The following is a 21,087-nucleotide window of genomic DNA, read 5'->3' on the forward strand; positions in this document are numbered from 1 at the left end:
TGCTCATTTTTGGATAATGAGAGTATAAACGTCATGACACTTACATGGGAAAGAGAATCAAAAGAAGAATATTCAGAGCATCAGATAGAAGATTAATACATGCGGATCTAAACGCAACATACAACATAATAAAAAAAGCAATTCCCAAAGCATTTGCAGACGGGATAGAAGGGTATTGGGTTGTACCCGCAAAGTTTAAACATCAAAAAGATGATAACTTTCAAAGGTGGCTGTTAACATGGTTAACAGAAATCATAACCTTATTCATTCAAAAACGATATTTCGTCATCAGATAGCTTTAGAGTTTCTATAACATGGCTTTGAAATTCAAGGTCTTTCTGAAATATGACTTTAAAATTGGATAGTTCATTTGAGACCTTATCTGTGGAAATATGCATATAGTAACCAATCTTTTGCAGGAGTTTGTTATTTGCTTTTCTGAGATTTTTAGTACGGCCAAGTTCTTTTATGTATGAAGGGTAACTAAACTTAGAATGTTTAGAGTAAACCTCAGTTTTTGCGATAGTAGTTGCAGCCATTAAGTCAGAAGCATAGCTCCATAGAAGATAGTATTGGTTCTTGTATACTCTTCTTAAAAACAAGTCTGCTTCAGTCAAATACCTTAATCCATTATTCATATCCACAGGATTCGAATACTCTGCCGGTAAATTTTCATCAAGCCATGCTAAAATGTAATCTGGATCTTCATCTACTTTTCTGAGTTCTTCTATTGCGGATTTCAATGTTAATTTTCTAGAGAGGATCTGGACCATCGCATTGTAAATATTCTCTTCTCGATCTCTGATTCCTATAACTGCCAGATCCGAATTAGTTACCTCTCTCCTTCCAATTGCCAGGATCTGCAGGTCATTTATGGAACCTCTCATATCTCCACTATTTTTCTCTATGATGGTCTTTAAGATTTCATCAGATATTTTCACATTTTCTAATCTGCATATACTTCTCAAAACTCTTATAATGCTATTCATAGTCATAGCTTTAAATCTTATCTCTATGGACATGTTTCTGAGTGCAGACCCATAATTTCCTTGATAAAGTTTGTATGAATCGTTTACGGTCAGAATTATAGGTTGCTTGGAGAGAGTTATCGTCTTTACAATTGCTTTTTTACCTCCGTAATCGCCATAATCTCTTTTATCTTTATCATTTTTGTCACTTTCCACTTTTTTTTCATAGAGGTTATCAGCTTCATCCAGTAAGATAAGTTTTCTTTTACCCTGTTTACTAGATATGAACTCTCCATCCTCTGTAAATGTTTCACATTCAGCACCAGATTTTACTACACTGTATATTACCTCTTCATTTCTTGCGTCAGAAGCATTTAATTCTACAAGATCCCAATTTAGATCATGTGCCAGAGCGTGCGCAACGGTAGTCTTACCTACGCCAGGCTTACCTACAAGTATCAAACATTTCTTCTTTGGAATGTTATTTATCCACTCATTTGCCCAGCTCTTAATCTCAGAAATCGTACTCTGCATATCTGCAATCTCACTAAGAGACTTAGGTCTGTATTTTTCAGTCCATAATATAGGATCCATACAAAAAGAATATTGAGTATTGTCTAATATATTTTTTGTCTAACCAAACGTATGCGCAAGTATTTTCTATAAAGGATAATTTTTATAGACAAGATCACATAGCAAGCGTTCCTACAAGATCAAAAATCTTGCTGGAGTCTCCCGAGTTGTCAGGAGAAACTAATCCGGGAATTGCATCATTGGAAACTATAGTATTGATTCCTCTTGCAACTACATATCCACTGTTTGGATTTCCCAGAGCTTTGCCTACAGTTCCAATAAAACTAGGCATTGATATTGCGACAACTAATATCCCAAGTGAAAATACCGGGTCTGATAAATAATTAAGAAAGATTAAAGGTATTCCAATAAGAAATATTTCAAAAGTTCTCTCTAAAAACGTAATCCAGACTTTCTTCCCAAAATTTTCAGTAGGTTTGAAAATCAGCAATAATGAAGCAATGGGCAATAACGTAATTGTCACAAGAATCCAGATTATTCTTATAATTAAAATGACTACTAATATAAATATCAATGCAAAAAGTGCTAGATTAAACAAAAAGATAACTAACCCATTAGCTTTTAAAAACTGGTACCATTGAGTGTTTAGAAGCGGCCAGCCACCCAAATTCCATATCCCTACGAGGTTCGGATGAGGCAAGATGCTACCTCCTGGAATCTGAGAAGGAGTAAAATCCATATAGTATATAAACTTATAAAATGCACCACTTACCATCATAATTAGGTCTGCAAAATATACAGAACTGTATGCTAAAACTATTCCTAAAAACATCTTTGGCAGAATATGACCTATATCTTCTTTTTTGTAAATTTGAAATTTTAATAAATATTCTAATGCTCCTAAGATTATTATTATACTCATAATAGGTACTACGATATAATTTAGAAATATTATGTTGAGATTTACAGCAACATCCATTAAGTTTTGAGAGTATATAGCATAGATATTTGCCTCTAAATTGTTTGATAAAAAAGCAGAAGGTACCCATCCTAATGCAGGAATAGCACCAGTACCAGTAAGTAATTGAGGAAAATTCACAGATGGATTTAAAAATGGAAAGGTAATAGTACTCCATTCAAATGTTAATGCACCTTTCAATGCAACGTTATACATTGAATAAAGTGCCATCATTATTTCATTAACTATTATTGATATTATATCCAATCGTCTCTACCTCCAACTATTACAATAACCACCAATACTAGCAAGAGTATGATAAATAAAAAATATAGAAATGAGTAGTTTTCAGGGGTTTGATACGTTTTCAATATAAAAGTAACAGTAACATTTTGTGTAAATAGATTGGAAGAATTGTATATAACTACCAGTTCACCTATCTGCTTTTGTAATTTGAAAGATACATAGTAATATCCTGGACCTTTTGATAGATTTAATTTGTAGATATTTAGATTATTGTTAACAGAATACTCAACGTTCAAGGTCTTGTTTACATCTACACCTTGTAGGTTAGAAATATTCTGAATAGTAATATTTACAATAGCACCATTTTTAAAAACTTTAATTAAAGGTACAATTTTCTTGACATTAAGAAATTCATACTCTGTCTTTAAATGATCTAGTTCACTAATTTTTATAACTTGCTTGTTAAGATCTATATAATATGATGAACCGTTAATTTGATTCCCAAACAAATCATAAATTTTTACCTCTCCACAAGCGTCTGTTTTTAATTTAATAAAGTTTTCTGAACCATTGTAATAATAAAGATCAAACATGTTCCTAAAATTTTTCAGGATCTGATTGCTCTGCACCAACATATATTCAGCCGTTTTGTAAGGTTCATAAAAGTCATATAAATATAATATATCAAGTGCAAAGATAAGGCTATTGTTTACAAATATAGGTCCTATAGGATCATCAAAATATGGATATGTATAGTTTGGAGCACATATCGGATTTTTGAATCCATTAATATTTATATAATTACCTGAAATATTAATGTTTTGAGAGTTGTTTATGCTATCAGATCCAAATCCTATATCTTTGAGTGTTGAGTTTTCAGATATGAATATAGTGCTATTAATTCCTATTAAATCCATAATTTGCAGTTTCGGAGCATGATATATTTGAAAATAATAGGCATCAGTAAGGTTTTCGGCACTGACAAAAATAGTGAAATCTGTTATGCTATCATTTAATGAAATTTGGAATAGTGGATTAGTTTGTGTGATATTTAATATGCTTTCGGAATCAGGGATATTGATACTATTAAATAAAGATAGGCTATTAATATAGAATTCTGGCAATAGATCACCTCTGTAAATTGATATTTTGTAAGCTGATGCGGAAGGATAGGCTAAGATTTTTGCACTAAAGTTCGGCAATATGTATGAGTAATTATATGAGGTGATAGTATTAGAAAATATGGCATTAATCCAGTGATCTGGAGTTCCTATAGAGCCTATGGGAGGATCACTTAATAATTCTGAGCCATTTTCAAAGTTCCAATTATTGATCTCGCTTAGCATATCTGGGAAAAAATTAAAATTTGGAAAATCGAGGTATGCTAATGAAAAAGGATTGAAAGAAGATAAAAAAGAGTCAGTGCCCATATACAGCAATGGTTCATCGTTAATAGAGAGAGGTACAGTATAGTTATAATCTAGATTCTTAAATATTATAGTATTAAAAATAGGTTGCTGATCAAAAGTAAATCTGAACTTAAGTAGATTCCATCCAAAATCAGTATAGTTTGAGCAGATATACATCTTATTAGCAATGTATCCTTCTCCAATCACTTTTGTAAGGTTTATACTGATATTATACACTAATTTTTGAGAATTCAGAGAAAAGTCAAAGCTGTAGTTTTTGAAAGCAGTATTATTGTATGCTACTATATATGCTTCTCCGTTTATGTTTTGATATTTATAATCTAAAAATGATAAAAATGAAGATAATAATGAACTATTTGCAGGATTTAATAAATAAAATAGGTCGGATATAGAAATTTGCGGAGAATAATAAAAACTTAAATTTATAGATGTACCGCCAGTAATGTAGATTCCATCTATTTTTGTAGTAGCTGTATTCTCTGCATTTACTATGTTAATGTGCATTATGCAAATTAACATCATTGCAATCGCAACTGCTAAAATCTTACCCCTCATTGAGAAAAGAGAATGGTTTTTTTAATATTAATCTTTCGCCTTGATTTTTGGTAAACCTTATATAGAGATAAGATATCTAAACGTTGGCAAAGAGCTCGAGAGTGGCTTACGTTGGTTTGTAAATCAATGAGGAAAGTCCCTCCTCCTAGAGCAACCAATCCTATACAAATAGGAATCTTGAGAAAGATGGTAAAGGTACAGAAACGCCACAGCTTTCGAGGTTAGTGTGATTTCAGGTGTGGATGACGTTCTCGAAAGAATTGTTGAAACGAACTTCCTTGGTGGAGCAAGCCAAACAGCTTTGATGATTTGCTCTGAGAAAAGCGGGTTGGCGCATTAGTCGAATGCCACTTGAAACAGAAGAGGGCTTACTACGAGCACTTTGCTATTTCACATATAAATAGACAGCCCCGAGCAGATTCGAACTGCTGTCGATGGGTCCAGAGCCCATTATGCTTGGCCGCTACACCACGGGGCTATATATGAGATAAAAGATTTTCACTATATAACTCTTTATGTTATGGACAACAGAGGCGTATTAAAAAACTTTGATATCTATAATTTGGATATTCAGAGATTATTGAATATTTTTAAAGAAAAATCAGGAGTTTAGGGCGACTAATAATTCTTCGATCTAAAGATTGGAGATACACGAAATTCCCAAAATAGAAGATTTTATAGATATATAAGTAATGATCAAAACTGCCAAAGTAATGTTTTATCATAACGAAAGACAAAAAATTATTGAAAAACATTTTAGTGATTGCAAGCATGTTTACAAATATTTTCTAACAGAGAGATAAATACTATATTACAAGATATCTTGAGCAGATATGCAAATCTGGGAAAACATTTATATACAGTGAAATAATAATAGATTAACACAGATTTTTAATAAAGGGTGTTTAATATGAATGGAGAATTAAAAACAGGAACCACTACAGTGGGTATTGTAACAAAAGATGGTGTTGTCCTTGGGACTGAACACAGAGCTACTATGGATACTTTCATTGCACATAAAAATGCACAGAAACTGTACATGATAGAGCGTAATTTGGGTCTTACAACTGCTGGGTCGGTGGGGGATCTGCAAAATTTAACAAGGTATCTAAAAGCAGAAATTGAGCTATATCATTTGAAAAACAAGACACTTATGTCAGTACAGGGTGCTGCAACTTTATTGTCAAACTGGTTAAATCAGAGTAGATTTTATCCATACTGGGTAAGCTTGATATTGGGTGGTTATGATAATAAAGGGTACCATGTTTTTGGTATAGACCTTGCTGGTGGAGCCATAGAGGATAAGTTTGTATCTACAGGATCCGGCTCGATGTTTGTATATGGTGTACTAGAAGATAATTTTACAGAAGACACGTCTCTTGACGATGCTGTAAATTTAGCAATTAGGGGAATAAGTGCAGCAATGAAGCGCGATTCTGCATCTGGAGATGGGCCGGCAATAGCTACAATAACTCAAACTGCAGGGTTTGTGCAATTTGATGATGATGAAATTAAACGGAGGATGAAAAAATTAAAACTGATTTAAAAAATTTTTTTTAAATTATTACTTTAATTTTTTAAAAAACTAAAAGAAAGGTGTAGATTTTATTATGGCTGAGTGGGAAGATATTTTAAAACAGACGAGAAACGCAGTAGAAGATAATGCACAAGGGGTATCTATAACATCTATAGATTTTGAAGGATCTGTTATAGTAGTATATACTAAAGATATAGATTATTTTTCCAGCAATCCCGAGACGGTCAAGAAAATAGCGCAGACTATTCGAAGGAGGGTTTCTATAAGACCAGATCCTTCTCTGTTAATGCCTGAAGAAGAAGCTAGAGCTGAAATACTAAAAATAGTGCCCGAAGATGGTGGTATAGTTAACATATTTTTTGATCAAGAAAACAGTGAAGCAATCATAGAAGCAGATGCGCCGGGAATAGTGATAGGCAAAGATGGATACTTGCTCAACGAAATTAAAAAAAGAGTGCATTGGTCTCCGAAAGTAGTTAGAGCACCACCTATTCCTTCTCTAACAGTGCGAGAGATCCGCGAATATTTAAAAATAGTGAAAGATGAAAGAAAGCAATTTTTAAAAGATTTAGGTATCAAATTAAATTCTCCACCGTTAAGTGGTGAGAACTGGGTACGTATTTTAGCTCTTGGCGGTTTTAGAGAAGTAGGTAGAAGCTCAAGTCTAATAATGACCAGAAATAGCAAGATACTCGTCGATTGCGGGCTGAATGTAAGTGTTATAAAATCTGATGAGCCTTGGGCTGGTATACCGTATTTATATGTTCCAGAGGTTTGGACACAAAGTGTTTCGAGCAACAAGAAAGGAGAGTTTAATCCTTTTGAGACCATAGATGCCGTGGTGCTTACACATGCACACATAGATCATTCTGGCCTGATACCATTTTTATATAAACATAATTATCGTGGTCCTATATACCTTACACCTCCGACCAGGGACCTTACCACGCTGTTACTCACAGATTACTTAAAACTCACGCATGCAGAAGGAGAGAAAGTACCATACGATTCCAAAGACATAAAAGAGATGCTGAAGAGAACGATAACTGTAGAGTATGGAGAAACAACAGATATCACAAAAGATATAAGATTGACTTTTCACAATGCTGGCCACATATTAGGGTCTGCGCAGGTACATTTGCATATTGGTGACGGCTTACATAATATAGTATTTACAGGTGATCTTAAGTATGAAAAATCATGGCTATTCAATGCTGCAAACACCAAGTTTCCAAGGGTAGAGACTTTAGTTATCGAGTCCACATATGCAGGGCACACTGATTATCAGCCCAGCAGGAAAGAAGCGGGGGATAACCTGAAAAATCTGGTTTCTAGGGTTATAGAGAAAGGCGGAAAGGTACTGGTTCCAGTATTTGCGGTTGGAAGGTCTCAGGAAGTAATGTTAGTTCTTGAAGAAGGGATAAGAAACGGGCAGATACCCAAGATACCGGTTTATCTAGATGGTATGATATGGGAAGCAACTGCAATTCATGCAGCTTACCCTGAATATTTGAACAAAGAGCTTAGAGAATCAATATTTCACAAAAAAGAAAATCCATTTTTGTCGGATGTGTTCGTGAGAGTTGATAATTCTGAGCGAAGATCTATGATTGTAAATGATCCTGCGCCAGCAGTAATACTTGCAACGGCAGGAATGATGAATGGAGGCCCGATAATAGAGTATTTCAAGTACCTTGCTCAAGATCCAATAAATGCGCTGGTTTTTGTAGGATATCAAGCTGAAGGCACGTTTGGGAGGAGGATACAGAAGGGAGAGAAAGAGGTGACACTATCAGATCATGGCAAAATGATCAAGATCCCGATTAATATGGAAATTGCTACTATAGACGGCTTTTCAGGGCATTCAGATCGTAAGCAGCTGATACAGTACATATCTTCGTTATCATCCAGGCCAGATCGTGTGATTACTTGCCATGGCGATGCTGGAAACTGCATAGATCTTGCAAGAACTGTAAACAGGAGATACAATATTGAGAGTTTTTCTATGCAAAATCTGGACACGCTACGTTTAAAGTGAATTAAAATAGATCTCAAAGCAGTATAAGGCCTCAGAAGGAGAATAATCATGAACTAGTCTGATATTGTATTTGAACTTTTTAATTTTTGAATTCAAGAGTTCTAATATATGGGCGTAATCATCTGTAATTATGTAAAGATAAATCCACTGTTTTGCTATTTTCAATGCTTGGTCCAAGAAATCAAGTGAGTGATGGGGATTGTTCATTATAATTCTATCCACTTTATCCAGATTCTTGCATACTTCATTAGCATCCCCCAGAATAGGCACTATATTTGATACTTTATTCAGTGCAATGTTTTCTTTTAGATACTCGATCGCAAATGGGTTTTTATCTACAGCATAGATTTTAGCATTTTTAGATTTAGCGATAGCTAAAGAGAATGGGCCCACTCCACAAAACATATCTAAGATTGTCTCATTATTCTGAATTTGTGAAGCTATAATTGACCTTTCATTTGCAAGACGCGGTGAAAAATAGGTTTTATCTAAATCTACCTTTATTCTTATGCCATTTTCTCTGTGCATAGTGATCAGGTCATGGCCCTTTAAAATATTTAGATCTCTGACTCTAAACTCTCCTTTGACTCCTCGATCTTCAGCAACTTTTTTAATATGCTTGTTTACCGTGCATATTGCCTCTGCAATATCTTTTTTATAAGCTGCCAGTGAGTCTGGAATTTTTATAATTGCAATATCTCCTATTACATCGAAAGAAGTGGGTAATAACTTGTGCAGTTCTTCTGGAATATTCAGATGATGTTTGTAATTATTATCAGTTACAGACAATTCAAAATCTTCATAGTCGGAATCAGATTCTAAAACCGGGATTTTAACATATCCTTCTTTTTTTTTAAATTTTAGGCCATAATTTAACAGTTTAGCATCTTTTAACATTTTCAGAGTTTGCTCAACATCCGAGTCTTTAACTGAAAGATATTTACTTTTCATCTAAGATGATAAAATTAATAAATAGATATAAAGCTAGTGTTTTTTTCATGCTGAATAAAATTTTAACATTTGAGAACTGTAAATCCTTCTTATCAGGTTGGGAATGAGAACGAGCTAAATGGTTATATTATATGATTATATTTTAGATCTATGAGATGGAGAGTGATCGGATTTAGTCTATTCGTTATATTACCATTTTATCCAACTCGTGAAATATAGAGAGAAAGTATTTATCAATGTTGTCACATCAGTTTTTCTCAAGGTAAGGGAAATAGCAGAGCATTCGATGTGATAAGGATCCTTTCCAAATCAACATGATTGCACAATATTTTCAAGTTAAATGCAGTTAAAACAATAACATCAGGAGAGAAAAGAGAATTATGGAATGAGAAGTTCTGGGCCTCTTTATATTTTTTGCAATTTTAGGACCGGTTACCTTTGACATTTTGAAAATTATGAAGGTGCAATCCCGAGCTCACGATCTTGATTTGAGCAGTGCCAACAATGGCTACTTAATTGTTGAAACCGGAATCACCATGCGTTAGCTGGATGAGGACGTCACAATATTCAAAAATTGTGAAACACCATACCATAAAATATTTAAATAACAGTGAATTAGTGTTTTTCCAATGTTTAACTCTATAGATACAAAATTAGACAATCCAAAGATGGAACAGCAAATGCTTGATTACTGGGCCAAAAACAGTATTTTCGACAAATTAAGGACTTTAAACAAAAATAATAAAAAGTATATATTTCTTGAAGGTCCTCCGACAGCGAACGGACATCCACATATTGGCCATGCACTTACTAGATCTTCGAAAGATCTGTTTATCAGATATAATGCAATGCAGGGCAAGAACATATATCCTTACATTGCCGGATGGGATTGTCACGGATTGCCTGTAGAGCTAGAAATTGAAAAGTTGTTAAAAATAAACTCTAAACGGGAAATTGAGCAGTATGGCGTAAAAGAGTTTAATGAAAAATGCAGAGTCAGCGTTTTCAAATATAAAGATGAATGGGAACGTATGAGTAAGAGAATTGGGTTCTGGATAGATTTTGAAAATGCGTACATTACAATGAATGATAACTATATAGAAAGTGTATGGTGGGCTCTTAAAGAGATATGGAATAAAGGATTGCTTGTTAAAGACTATAAAGTTGTGCCTTACTGTCCACGCTGCGGTACGCCGCTTAGCAGCCATGAAGTTGCGCAAGGATACAAAGAAACAGAAGATCCTTCAGTGTACATAAAATTTAAGGTTGTTGGAGAAGACAGTTATTTTTTAGTGTGGACCACTACTCCGTGGACTCTACCTTCTAATCTGCTTCTTGCAGTAAACGAAAATATAGAGTATGTAAAAATAGAGTCTGATGGTGAGATATATTATCTGGCAAAAGCGCTGGCATCTTCGATATTTGAAAAATATAAGATTCTGGAAGAGCTGAAAGGGACACAGCTAGTAGGCATGAGATATGAGCGCTTGATAGATATTCAAGAATATAAAGAAAACGCTTTTTATGTAGTATCAGGATCGTTTGTGAGTACCGAAGAAGGAACTGGGATAGTACATGTTGCACCCGCATTTGGCATAGATGATTTTGAAATTGCAAAGAGAGAAAGAATTCAGCTAATTAATCCGCTCAGCACAGAGGGTAAATTCACAGTAGGGCCATGGAAAGACATGTTTGTAAAGGATGCTGATAGAGAGATCATAAGGTATCTTAAATCAGAGCATAAGCTTTACAAATCTACCAAAATAAAACATGTTTATCCATTTTGCTGGCGTTGTGATACACCTTTGCTATATTTTGCACTGGATACTTGGTTTATCAAAGTTTCTGAGATTAGAGACTCTCTGATTTCTACGAACGAGAACATTAACTGGATTCCGGCACACTTGAAAAATGGAAGATTTGGTAACTTTTTAAAAGAGGCGAAAGACTGGGCTTTGAGCAGGGAGCGTTACTGGGGAACGCCATTGCCATTATGGCGCTGTAAAAATGGGCATTATAAAATAGTTGGAAGCTTTGAGGAATTGAAGGCTAATGCGATAAATTTTCCAGAGCAGTTTGATCCTCACAGACCTAATGTAGATGAAATTATGCTAAAATGTGAATGTGGTGAATTAATGAAGAGAGAACCTTACACAATTGATGGATGGTTTGATTCGGGATCTGCACCGTTTGCACAGTTTCATTATCCTTTTGAGCACAGTTTAGAATTTAAAGAGTCATTTCCTGTTGATTTTATTACCGAAGCTATTGATCAGACCCGCGGCTGGTTCTATACGTTACATGTAATAAACAACATACTATTTAACAGCAATGCGTTTAAAAACGTATATACCCTCGGCTTTGTCCTAAACCAGAAAGGAGAGAAAATGAGTAAGAGCAAAGGAGATTCACAGGATCCTGTAGAGATCATGGACAAGATTGGAGCAGATGCACTGAGACTATATTTATATTCTACTCCTATGTGGAAAGATAAGAGGGTGGGCATTGACCTTATCAGCGAATATAAGTCTAAAACTATTGATGTCCTGTGGAATGTATATCTATTTTTTGTAAATAATGCTTCATTAGATCACTTTGAACCCGTAAAAGATGTAGAGCTGCACAATAGCCTGGACCTGTGGATCATATCAAGATTGAACAGTATGATTTCACAGGTAAGAGAACATATGGATCAATATGAACCGCATAAAGCAGTCTTTGTCATAGAAGAGTTTATTGATAACCTGAGCAACTGGTATCTGAGAAGATCCAGGCGCAGGTTCTGGGATGAATTGATGAGCGAAGACAAAAAAGAAGGATATGCAACTCTTTATGAGGTATTGACTACATTTTCTAAAATAATGGCCCCATTCACACCGTTCATAGCAGACCGTCTTTATCAGGACCTTACAGGCAAGGAATCGGTCCACTTAGAGCCCTATCCAGTTTCAGATGCTGGCAAGATCAACAGCACGCTAGAGAATGAGATGGCCATAGCCATAAAAGTCACAGAGTTGGGTAGAAGAGCAAGACAGCTAGCCAATATAAAATTGAGACAGCCGATCAAAGAGATCATAGTATATTCAGCGCATAATGAGATTGTAAATAAGATGAAAGAGATCATTGCCGAAGAGGTAAATGCTAAAAACATAATTATTTCTGACATACCTTATAAATCTTACACTTTAAAAATATCCCTGAATTTTAAAAATGCAGGCCCCAAGTTCAAGAATAATCTAGATCAGATCAAGCAAAAAATAGAAACTTTAGATGTGAATGAAGTAATCAATATACTGGAGAAAGAAGGTAAAATCACAGTAAATGGTAATATTATGGAACAATCAGACCTGATCATAAATAAGGTACCATTGCCCAACTATATGGTACAGGCAGATAAAGAGCTGGAGGTTACTATTAACACCGAAATAGATCAATCTCTGTACCTTGAGGGTCTGGCTCATGAAATTCTGAGAAGAGTGCAGACTATGAGAAAGGATTTATCACTAGGATACTCTGAGAACATAAGGACTGCCATATATACTGCAGATCCAGATATTATAGCAGCAGTTCAGAAATTTAAAGATTATATGATGAAAGAGTCCTTATCTGAATCCATAGAGTTTGGACAGGCAGAAGGTTATTCGAAGGACTGGAACATTGAAGATAAAAAACTGAAAATTACTATAAAAAGAATTTAAATAATAGAGAGATATATAGTGAATGTAATGGCTCAATTTTTAAATAAATATATATTTACGCTTTTTATGCTGGTACTATTAGTAGTAGTGTTCGTATTCTTAATGTTATTTGCCACGATTGCATATCTTGTACTTCCATTCGTGATGCTTTTGACATTGCATTACTTAAAGCTCTGGAAAACAAAACCCAGACTGATAATAGGATCAATAGCGCTGGTAATCGGAATTTTTTTGATGATGGCAGTGCTTACACCCATCATAACCTCTGAATCTATGAGCTCTTTATCCAAGCCCACTTACAGCACAAACTCTCCTCAGAATGTGACAAGCATCACAGTTAGTCCATATATTTCTACATCTGCCTCAACATATACAGTCACATACATCTCAAAACTGAGCACAAACACAACATTTAATGTATCTACATTATCCAGCCTGGATTCATCGCCGGTACATCTGTACAATGTAACGGTTCCATACAGTAACTATTCGAATAAAAACTATACATTCTCGCTTGTTTTAACGAACCTTACAACCTATCAAAACAAATATTTGATAGAGATAAATGTGACGCAGAACAAAAGTTATACATTGTTGCTAGGTCCTATATTAATTTCCAAAAGCAGTTTTCAGAACATGGTCAATGATGTAAACTTTAACTATTATGTTGAGCCCTTATCTGTTTACATGTTTATATTCGCAGAGGTGCTCTATGTTCTGTTGGTGTTTGGAGCTATTTTGACAAGAAGAGGTAGACTGGGAATAGGAAGATCAAGAACTCCGCCACAATGATAAAATAATATGACAAATTTAAAGGAAATAAGAAAGTTTATATATAAACTGCTTATTTTCCTTACCTGAATTAGGTGTTTAATCATGGCAGTATGGCAAGGTAGACCTGTCAGGAAAATGACGGGTGGAAGATATCGAGATTATAGAAAACGAAAAAAATACGAGGCAGGAAGCGTGCCAATACATACAAAAATTGGCAATATTAAGACCAAAGCGGTCAGAACTAGAGGCGGTAATGCAAAAATAAAAGTGCTGGTATCTGACACTATGGTGGTTTACGATCCAAAAACTAAAACTTCTAAAAAAGCCAAGATCATCACAGTTAAAGAAAATAATGCAAATCCACACTTTGTGCACAGAAATATAATGACTAAAGGTGCAGTAGTGCAGACTGAGATAGGCTTGGCTAAAATTACGTCCAGACCAGGACAACATGGCTTTATCAACGGCATTTTAGTACAATAAACTTTTTTGGATATGAGAACTGTTATTGTATACCCGGCTTACTTTTTTGCAGAGTATACTAGAAATATGGGGAGAAGAGTTCCAAAACATCTAGCATTCAATGCAGATTTGAGTAGAATAGAAAGCGCATTGAAAGCTATGAATATAAAATACGAAGTGGTTCAAAAAAGATATAGTAGGGATCCTTTTAAATTTGAAAATAGGATCGAAGTGTTAACTGAACTACCCAAGAACAAGCTTCTTTATGAAATTGCCAGAAAAGTGAGAGAGCCTCAGATCAAAGCATGAATTATGACAATAAGAAAAACTAAAGCAAGATAGGGACTTGTGATCTTGAACAAAATATATGCTGTTTTTTCAGAAGCCCTGAAAAAAAGTGACAGACTATAGATCAGTAATATCAGGTTTATTATAATTAAAACTGCCATTATTACAAAATTCAGGGATAATTCAAAATAGACAGCTACTGAGACCAAAAATAATAATATAGAGAAAATACCTATTGTTCTTATAGTATAACTTACCGATTTTGCGACTGGCAACATAGGTATGTTTGCATTTTTGTAATCTTTAACATATTTGATTGAAAGGCTCCATATGTGTATAGGAGTCCATAACACTATTAGCAAAAATAACAAGAATGGATAGATACTGAATAGCTGATTTGTAACAGTGGCCCAAACAACAAACACAGGAGCACCGCCTGCAAAAGATCCTATTATAATATTCCAAGCAGTCTTCCGTTTTGTATAGTAATTATAAAATATAGGATCGAACAACACTCCAATGATAATCCAAATTACTGCATATATAGAGAATGGGATCAGTATAATAATAGAAAGTATCACTAAAACAATGCCCAGATAAACAGCTTTAATAGGCGGCGTGATTCTGCCAGTTGGTAAGGGTCTGTTTTTTGTGCGTTCCATCACTGCATCTATGTCCCGGTCAATATAGTTTGTAATACAATTAATGCCGCTTGAAGCAATGATAACTGCTATCGTGCCTATTACTATCCTGATCCAAGCACTGTGGCTGTATGCTAGAAATCCACCAGCTATGCCACCTAAAGTAAGCAGCGCAGTAACTTTCGGTTTGGTAAGCTCTACATATGCGGCTATGCTTTTTATATTCACGGTTGGCTAATTGCATAATTGTATATCTATTTTGCCAGTATTTTTATGTTGTCAAATGCCATAAAACAGTCTTTTAGCTAAAAATTCAGGAAAGTTCAGGCTTTCAATTTTATCAGATACTTCTTTTATATTATACTTTACTCTTCTAAGCTCAATATTCATATTTTCAGTGTTTATTATAATATATGCAGCTCTGCTATCTCCGTCTCTGGGCTGACCAACACTGCCGGGATTACATATTATCTTTTTCCCGAATTTTCGAATATATGGCACATGGGTATGTCCTAACACTAATACATCTGCGCGATCGTATTGGAGAAGTGATTCTAAAACGCTTTCTTCATACATGTAATAATCTTCGTCGAATGGAGCACCATGGTGCACCGCAATTTTTTTGTTATTGTCAATAATGGTAATCGAGGGTTTCAACGATCTAAGATAAGCGAAACTTTCAGAATTTAACATGTTTTTTGTCAATAATCCCGCAATCTTCGCATCTTCGTTAAAGTTTGAAAAATTGCCAGATAAAATAGCTTTGTCATGATTGCCGGCAATTGAGATCACATTATATTGCTTGAAAAGAGTAATTGTCTCATTTGGAAAAGGGTTATATCCAACCACATCCCCAGCATGAACTATCTTTTCATTTTTGTCCAACTGCTCCAGAATCTCTTTTATGGCAATGTAATTCGAATGAACATCGGAAATTAATATCATAGGAATAGATTCAGCTAATTTGCGCTTATGCTGTCGTTCAAGTCTAATAATTTAAGTCCCGATATCAGTTTTGGATAGAAATCAGTGGACTTTTCCGGCATAATCTCTCCTTTCATTGCAACGTTCCAGACTGTTGAGGTGCTTACAGGCTTAACCATAAATGCAAACATATTACTGTTTTCAAGCTCTCTCCATACTTCATCAGGCCATCTTTCAAATGTAATAGTTTCCCGGTCCTTTATCTTTAAAATCTCTGAAAACACGAAATTGTTCAGATATGATACATTCAGGTTCTGGCTCAAGCTATCTTTTGATACATACTCTTTCTTGATTTCGATCGCATAAGCATGATCTTTGAAACAATACACTATATCTTGATTAATGAACCCTTTAACTTCACTTGTGGATATCTCTGTTACATTGAAAAATCGCTTTAATTTTTCCAGAAGCTCTACTGGCGAAATAGAATCTTTTATTACTCTGTGCGATGGAAGTATGACTAGCCCAGGATCATTTTTATTTACAAGCACTGCCATAATATATCCAGTTCCTTTAGCAAAACCCATCTCTTTAGCATAATTTAATGCAGTCTCATATCGATGATGCCCATCTGCTATCACCAGTTTTTTGTTCTCAAAAAACTTTGTTATTTCTTCTGATTTCATTCTATAAATAGTATGCCTTATTCCATTGTCCTCAACGTCAGTTTCCAGCTCTCGTTTTCCTTTTTCAAAGGTGTTTTTAACAAACATCTCTGGATCGTCGTACAGGAAAAATACCGGCTCCAGATCAATGTTAGTGGCTCTCAGCATCTTTAGCCTATCTTCTTTAGGCCCTTTGAACGTTCTCTCATGTGGCAGTATCTTTTTTTCGCTATATTCTTCTAGCTTCACAGCAGCAAACATACCATATCTCTGATAATTTTTTCCAAACAAATTAAAATTCTGTATATACTGATAATAATATGGTTCTTCATCTTTTACCATGATTTGAGTATCAAGCCATTTTCTGATCGTATTCTTTGCCGAAGTATATGGGTCAGGATCGTCGGGAAGGTTTAATCTTATGAAATTATAAGGACTCTTCCTGTAATATTGACGCTGCATCTCTTTTGAGATCTTATCATATGGTTCTGTTATTAACTTATCCAGCTCTTTTATGTTGTATCGGATTCCTTTAAATGGATAAACATTTACCATAATCGCTCACTTCTTGACAGTTTTCAAGTATTCACTTATGAGCCTTGCTATCTCAAGTCCGGCTCTTTTCTGTGCTTCTTCAGTCTGCGCGCCGATATGTGGTGTGCCAATAAAATTATACTGATCCAGAAGTACGCTTTTAAATGGCTTCTCTGACTCAAAGACGTCTAGGCACACGGCCTTGATTATGCCATTTTCAAGCCCGTATTTTAATGCATTTTCGTCAATGATCCCGCCTCTTGCAGCATTGATTACTATCATCCCCCTCTTCATCTTTTCTACTTCGTTCATCGAGATCATGTGCCTTGTCTCTTCTGTTAGAGGAACATGAACGGAAATAATATCTGAAGATCTCAATAATGCATCAAAATCCACAATCTGGATATCTTTCGATTGCTTTACATAAGGATCAAATCCTATGACTTTCATATCGAAACTTTTGGCACGCTTGGCGACCGCGCTGCCGATCCTACCAATCCCGATTATTCCGAGAGTCTTGTCAGCAAGCTCAGTGCCACTGAACTTTTCCTTGTCCCATTCCATCTTTTTCAGGGAATCGGTTGCTTGCGGAATGTATCTAACAGCCGATATCATGAACCCCATTACAAGTTCAGCAACTGAAACAGTGCTCACGTTTGGAGTATTGAGTATTTTGATGTTTTTTTCGATTGCAGTTTTTGAATCTATATTATCAAGGCCTACGCCAGCACGTCCGATTGCTACCAATCTCTGCCCTGCTTCTATGACGTCTTTGGTAACCTTCGTCTTGCTTCTTACAATCAAGGCATCATAGTTTTTTATAATTTCTTTTAAAGAATCTTTGTCAAGATCATACTTTTCGTCCACATCAAATCCCGCGCTTTTTAACAGTGCAATTCCATCGGGGTGGATTGGATCAGTAACCAGAATTTTCATGATTTTCACCTGTTTAATATCTCGTCCATAGTATCCAGCAATTCTTTGATATCTTTGGGAGTAAGGTCACCCATATGAGCTATGCGAAATGTCTTTTCTTTCAATTTTCCATAGCCATTTGAAATTTCCATGCCTTTATTTCTCAGTTCTTTCCTAAGTGCTTCTACATTTATATTCTTATTATTTTTGACAGTGGTTACAGTTACAGACTCATAGCCAGGCTCTGCAAAAAGATCGAAGTTTTTCTTGGCCCAGTTCTGCACCATTTTTGCCATTTCTTTGTGTCTATTGTATCTCTGCTCCATTCCTTCTTTAATCATTTTCTCAAGCTGATAGTCCAGGGCATAGAAGAATGTAACTGCTGGCGTTGCAGGAATCTGCTTTTTTTCAACATAATAATCATGCATGGCAACAAAATCAAAGAAATATCCTCTATCTTTGACTGTTTTTGTTTTTTCCATCGCAGCAGGACTTATAAATGCTATTGCCAGGCCCGGCGGCAATCCAAACGCTTTCTGAGTAGGTGCAAATATCACATCAGCTTTGTTCACATTTATGAGATCTCCCGCAAGAGAGCTTACTGCGTCAACCATTAACAGTGCATCATGCTTGTGCGCAACATCTGATATTGCATCTATAGGGGTTCTCACACCGGTGCTGGTTTCGTTATGAGTCAAAGCAACGCCCTCAAATTTATCTTTTTCCAACATTTTTTCAACATCTTCTGGTTTGGCTGCTTTACCCCACTCATATTCCAGTGCCTTAGCATCTTTGCCGTTAGCAAGAGCAATTTTGTACCATCGCTCACTGAACGATCCATTGGTCAGACTTAGTACCTTGGATTGTATAATGTTTCTTATACTTCCCTCCATAAGACCTGTTCCAGAGGTAGTAAAAACTTCAACTTCATATTTTGTGTTAAAAAATTTCTGAAGATTGTCATGAATGCGTTCATAGAGATCTGACATCTCTTTTGATCTATGTCCAATAATGGGCTTTGATAAGATTTTGAGAACATCCTCGCTCACTTCAGTTGGTCCGGGTATAAACAATTTCAAATGCATATCTTAATCACCGAAGGCGGAATCGTTTTTCATATATATTAAAATTCTGATTTTAACCATTGCATCGAAATTCGACATAAAGAATCAGATCAATACATAAATTGAATAATAACCCATACAATTTTCTAATATCTAAATTTTAAGCTTTATTCTATGATAAATCTTAAATAATAAGAAATATTAAGGTTAATTGATGTAAATATGAGAAATATACTTAATAAAAATGAAAATAAATTCAAAATTGATGAAACGGATCTCAAAATTATCGGAATTTTGCAGAAATATGGAAGAACATCTGATTCAGAGATTGCGCGAGAGCTAAAGGTTTCGAATGATACTATCAAGAGAAGAAGAGAAAGACTTGAAAAAGAGGGGATCATAACAGTTAAAGCACTTTTAGATCCAAAGAAGTTTGGCTTTCTTTTTCATATTCATGCGGCTATATCTACCAAGCCTCAAACAAATAGCAACCAGCTGATCGAGAAATTGATGCAGATTAAGGGAGTGTATTATATTGCAACATCTCTCGGACCTTCACATAATATCCTCACACATTTCAGAGGAAAGAGCAGTGAAGATCTTTACGAGTTCCTAGAATGGCTCAGAAAACAGGATGAAGTTCAGAGTATAGATGTCAACACGGTATACGATGTGATCAAGTCTGGGTACAGGGATATACCTTTAGATGAGCTTTTTTAAATGGAGGCGAAATTAGACATGGAAGAAATTATTAACGTTTCAAATTTGGTAAAAGTATATAATAAGAAGATAAAAGCGGTCGATGATATATCTTTTAGCGTAAAGGAAGGTGAAATATTTGGATTGCTGGGCCCTAACGGTGCCGGTAAAACCACAATACTAAAAATTTTAGCGACTTTGATCCAGCCTACTGCAGGATCTGTTAAGATACTAGACTATGATATTATTAAAGATGAGCAGAATATCCGAGATATTATAGGCTATGTGCCTCAGGATCTTTCTGCAGATTCAGCATTGACCGGCTATGAGAATCTGCTCATTTCTGCGAAACTATACGATATAAAAAAAGAGGAGAGGGAAGATAGAATCAACAAACTTTTGGAGATGATGGGTCTGAATGAGGCTCGGAACAGGCTGGTGAAAACCTATTCTGGAGGAATGATCAGAAAGCTGGAAGTTGCACAGGTGATGGTTCATGATCCTCAAATAGTCTATCTTGACGAGCCAACAGTGGGCCTTGATCCAAAAAGCAGGAAGATGATATGGGACCAGATTGAGGAAATCAGAAAAATGTACAATACCACATTTATTCTTACCACGCATTATATGGATGAAGCAGACGTAATGTGCGACCGAGTGGGAATAATAAATGGCGGAAAGATAATGGTTATTGGCTCTCCAGACAGCCTCAAAAAAAGCATTGGCGACAATTTTCTAAAAATAAGTTTGTCTGAGCCAGTGCATGAACTGGAAATATCTGGAGCGGTGGTGAACGGATCTGAAATAGAAATACCAGTCAAGAATGTAGATTATGACGTGCCTTTAATACTTAAAAAACTGTACGATCAAAATGTGCATATTGAATCGATGCATACCAGAGAAAACACTCTCGATGACGTATTTTTGATGTACACCGGTGGCAGAATTGAAGAGTCTCATCAATGGAGAGATACCAAAAATGTGAGAAGAATTGCGAGGCGATTGGCATGAAAACAGAAAGTTATCTAGGTAAGATCTGGACAATTATGGAAATAGAGCTAAGAAGGATCAGGCATGATTACACGGACCTTATCACACGTTCGATACAGCCAATATTATGGCTTGTTGTGTTCGGGTCAGTGTTTGAAAAATTCAGGATTTTACCAACCGGCTCTTACAGTTACATGCAGTTTATAGCGCCAGGAA

General features: G+C 35.4%; 18 protein-coding genes, 1 tRNA gene and 1 other RNA gene. 10 read left to right on the forward strand and 10 right to left on the reverse strand.

The features are described 5' to 3' along the window. Positions 1-260 precede the first annotated feature (260 nt). The 3 genes from QXQ25_05950 to QXQ25_05960 all read right to left on the reverse strand — a co-directional run bounded on the left by QXQ25_05950 (position 261) and on the right by QXQ25_05960 (position 4,691). Entirely contained in the window at positions 261-1,562 is a 1,302-nt protein-coding gene (locus tag QXQ25_05950) for a replication factor C large subunit (GenBank protein ID MEM0161245.1), read from the reverse strand. Positions 1,563-1,656: 94 nt separating this feature from the next. After that, positions 1,657-2,727: a hypothetical protein gene (locus QXQ25_05955; protein ID MEM0161246.1), complete on the reverse strand. Its 1,071-nt coding sequence runs from the start codon at positions 2,725-2,727 to the stop codon at positions 1,657-1,659. Next, positions 2,718-4,691 carry a hypothetical protein gene (locus QXQ25_05960; protein ID MEM0161247.1) on the reverse strand — a complete coding sequence of 658 codons (1,974 nt, stop codon included), beginning with the start codon at positions 4,689-4,691 and terminating at the stop codon, positions 2,718-2,720. The genes QXQ25_05955 and QXQ25_05960 overlap by 10 nt, the downstream gene beginning before the upstream one ends. Positions 4,692-4,780: 89 nt before the next feature. Between QXQ25_05960 and rnpB the strand changes: the two genes are divergently transcribed. Beyond that, positions 4,781-5,074: RNase P RNA component (gene rnpB / locus QXQ25_05965), an RNA gene on the forward strand. A 22-nt stretch (positions 5,075-5,096) separates the two neighbouring features. Here the strand turns inward: rnpB and QXQ25_05970 are convergent. Then, positions 5,097-5,169: transfer RNA gene (locus QXQ25_05970), tRNA-Gln, on the reverse strand. A 432-nt stretch (positions 5,170-5,601) separates the two neighbouring features. On the opposite strand from QXQ25_05970, the gene psmB reads away from it, so the two are divergent. Together psmB and QXQ25_05980 are read left to right on the forward strand one after the other, a co-directional pair. Next, positions 5,602-6,237 (forward strand): archaeal proteasome endopeptidase complex subunit beta, encoded by a 636-nt coding sequence (gene psmB, locus QXQ25_05975; GenBank protein ID MEM0161248.1) that lies wholly within the window; start codon positions 5,602-5,604, stop codon positions 6,235-6,237. A gap of 64 nt (positions 6,238-6,301) precedes the next feature. Next, positions 6,302-8,266, forward strand: a complete 1,965-nt coding sequence (locus QXQ25_05980) for a beta-CASP ribonuclease aCPSF1 (GenBank protein MEM0161249.1) — start codon at positions 6,302-6,304, stop codon at positions 8,264-8,266. Here QXQ25_05980 and QXQ25_05985 read toward each other — a convergent pair. Then, entirely contained in the window at positions 8,258-9,217 is a 960-nt protein-coding gene (locus QXQ25_05985) for a class I SAM-dependent methyltransferase family protein (GenBank protein ID MEM0161250.1), read from the reverse strand. The genes QXQ25_05980 and QXQ25_05985 overlap by 9 nt on opposite strands. Before the next feature lie 629 nt (positions 9,218-9,846). On the opposite strand from QXQ25_05985, the gene ileS reads away from it, so the two are divergent. From ileS to QXQ25_06005, 4 genes are all read left to right on the forward strand, one after another. Continuing rightward, the gene (gene ileS / locus QXQ25_05990; GenBank protein MEM0161251.1) at positions 9,847-12,915 is read left to right on the forward strand and encodes an isoleucine--tRNA ligase; all 3,069 of its coding nucleotides are present in this window, start codon (positions 9,847-9,849) and stop codon (positions 12,913-12,915) included. 27 nt (positions 12,916-12,942) lie between these two features. Next, positions 12,943-13,707: a hypothetical protein gene (locus QXQ25_05995; protein MEM0161252.1), complete on the forward strand. Its 765-nt coding sequence runs from the start codon at positions 12,943-12,945 to the stop codon at positions 13,705-13,707. Positions 13,708-13,791: 84 nt separating this feature from the next. Further along, positions 13,792-14,172, forward strand: a complete 381-nt coding sequence (locus tag QXQ25_06000; protein ID MEM0161253.1) for a 30S ribosomal protein S8e — start codon at positions 13,792-13,794, stop codon at positions 14,170-14,172. A 12-nt stretch (positions 14,173-14,184) separates the two neighbouring features. Continuing rightward, on the forward strand, positions 14,185-14,460 hold the full coding sequence (locus QXQ25_06005; protein MEM0161254.1) for a signal recognition particle subunit SRP19/SEC65 family protein: 276 nt from the start codon (positions 14,185-14,187) through the stop codon (positions 14,458-14,460). Here the strand turns inward: QXQ25_06005 and cyoE are convergent. Genes cyoE through QXQ25_06030 form a run of 5 tightly spaced genes read right to left on the reverse strand, consistent with a single transcriptional unit; the run spans position 14,445 to position 19,203 of the window. Beyond that, entirely contained in the window at positions 14,445-15,308 is an 864-nt protein-coding gene (cyoE, locus tag QXQ25_06010) for a heme o synthase (protein MEM0161255.1), read from the reverse strand. The genes QXQ25_06005 and cyoE overlap by 16 nt on opposite strands. A gap of 51 nt (positions 15,309-15,359) precedes the next feature. Then, entirely contained in the window at positions 15,360-16,025 is a 666-nt protein-coding gene (locus QXQ25_06015; GenBank protein MEM0161256.1) for a YfcE family phosphodiesterase, read from the reverse strand. A gap of 14 nt (positions 16,026-16,039) precedes the next feature. After that, entirely contained in the window at positions 16,040-17,224 is a 1,185-nt protein-coding gene (locus QXQ25_06020; protein ID MEM0161257.1) for a DUF1015 domain-containing protein, read from the reverse strand. A gap of 6 nt (positions 17,225-17,230) precedes the next feature. Next, entirely contained in the window at positions 17,231-18,139 is a 909-nt protein-coding gene (locus QXQ25_06025) for a hydroxyacid dehydrogenase (protein MEM0161258.1), read from the reverse strand. Between the two features lie 5 nt (positions 18,140-18,144). Next, positions 18,145-19,203, reverse strand: coding sequence for an alanine--glyoxylate aminotransferase family protein (locus QXQ25_06030; GenBank protein MEM0161259.1), 1,059 nt, complete (start codon positions 19,201-19,203; stop codon positions 18,145-18,147). A 201-nt stretch (positions 19,204-19,404) separates the two neighbouring features. Here QXQ25_06030 and QXQ25_06035 point away from each other — a divergent pair, with 201 nt between their 5' ends. The 3 genes from QXQ25_06035 to QXQ25_06045 all read left to right on the forward strand — a co-directional run. Next, positions 19,405-19,902: an AsnC family transcriptional regulator gene (locus QXQ25_06035; protein MEM0161260.1), complete on the forward strand. Its 498-nt coding sequence runs from the start codon at positions 19,405-19,407 to the stop codon at positions 19,900-19,902. Beyond that, complete coding sequence (locus tag QXQ25_06040; GenBank protein ID MEM0161261.1) at positions 19,903-20,892, forward strand: ATP-binding cassette domain-containing protein; 990 nt, start codon at positions 19,903-19,905, stop codon at positions 20,890-20,892. Continuing rightward, a partial coding sequence (locus QXQ25_06045) for a multidrug ABC transporter permease (protein ID MEM0161262.1) occupies positions 20,889-21,087 on the forward strand: 199 nt, incomplete at its 3' end. The genes QXQ25_06040 and QXQ25_06045, both read left to right, overlap by 4 nt.

The organism is Thermoplasmata archaeon (assembly GCA_038729465.1).
Taxonomy (GTDB): Archaea; Thermoplasmatota; Thermoplasmata; order Thermoplasmatales; family ARK-15; genus JAVRLB01.

Bases quoted from the DNA above. Each gene is read 5' to 3' on its own strand.
- QXQ25_05980 (MEM0161249.1), top strand. From the start codon at position 6,302: ATGGCTGAGTGGGAAGATATTTTAAAACAGACGAGAAACGCAGTAGAA.
- QXQ25_05985 (MEM0161250.1), bottom strand. From the start codon at position 9,217: ATGAAAAGTAAATATCTTTCAGTTAAAGACTCGGATGTTGAGCAAACT.
- QXQ25_06035 (MEM0161260.1), top strand. From the start codon at position 19,405: ATGAGAAATATACTTAATAAAAATGAAAATAAATTCAAAATTGATGAA.
- QXQ25_05950 (MEM0161245.1), bottom strand. From the start codon at position 1,562: ATGGATCCTATATTATGGACTGAAAAATACAGACCTAAGTCTCTTAGT.
- QXQ25_06030 (MEM0161259.1), bottom strand. From the start codon at position 19,203: ATGCATTTGAAATTGTTTATACCCGGACCAACTGAAGTGAGCGAGGAT.
- QXQ25_06040 (MEM0161261.1), top strand. From the start codon at position 19,903: ATGGAGGCGAAATTAGACATGGAAGAAATTATTAACGTTTCAAATTTG.
- QXQ25_05960 (MEM0161247.1), bottom strand. From the start codon at position 4,691: ATGAGGGGTAAGATTTTAGCAGTTGCGATTGCAATGATGTTAATTTGC.
- QXQ25_06005 (MEM0161254.1), top strand. From the start codon at position 14,185: ATGAGAACTGTTATTGTATACCCGGCTTACTTTTTTGCAGAGTATACT.
- QXQ25_06025 (MEM0161258.1), bottom strand. From the start codon at position 18,139: ATGAAAATTCTGGTTACTGATCCAATCCACCCCGATGGAATTGCACTG.
- ileS (MEM0161251.1), top strand. From the start codon at position 9,847: ATGTTTAACTCTATAGATACAAAATTAGACAATCCAAAGATGGAACAG.
- QXQ25_06015 (MEM0161256.1), bottom strand. From the start codon at position 16,025: ATGATATTAATTTCCGATGTTCATTCGAATTACATTGCCATAAAAGAG.
- QXQ25_06020 (MEM0161257.1), bottom strand. From the start codon at position 17,224: ATGGTAAATGTTTATCCATTTAAAGGAATCCGATACAACATAAAAGAG.
- psmB (MEM0161248.1), top strand. From the start codon at position 5,602: ATGAATGGAGAATTAAAAACAGGAACCACTACAGTGGGTATTGTAACA.
- QXQ25_06000 (MEM0161253.1), top strand. From the start codon at position 13,792: ATGGCAGTATGGCAAGGTAGACCTGTCAGGAAAATGACGGGTGGAAGA.
- QXQ25_05995 (MEM0161252.1), top strand. From the start codon at position 12,943: ATGGCTCAATTTTTAAATAAATATATATTTACGCTTTTTATGCTGGTA.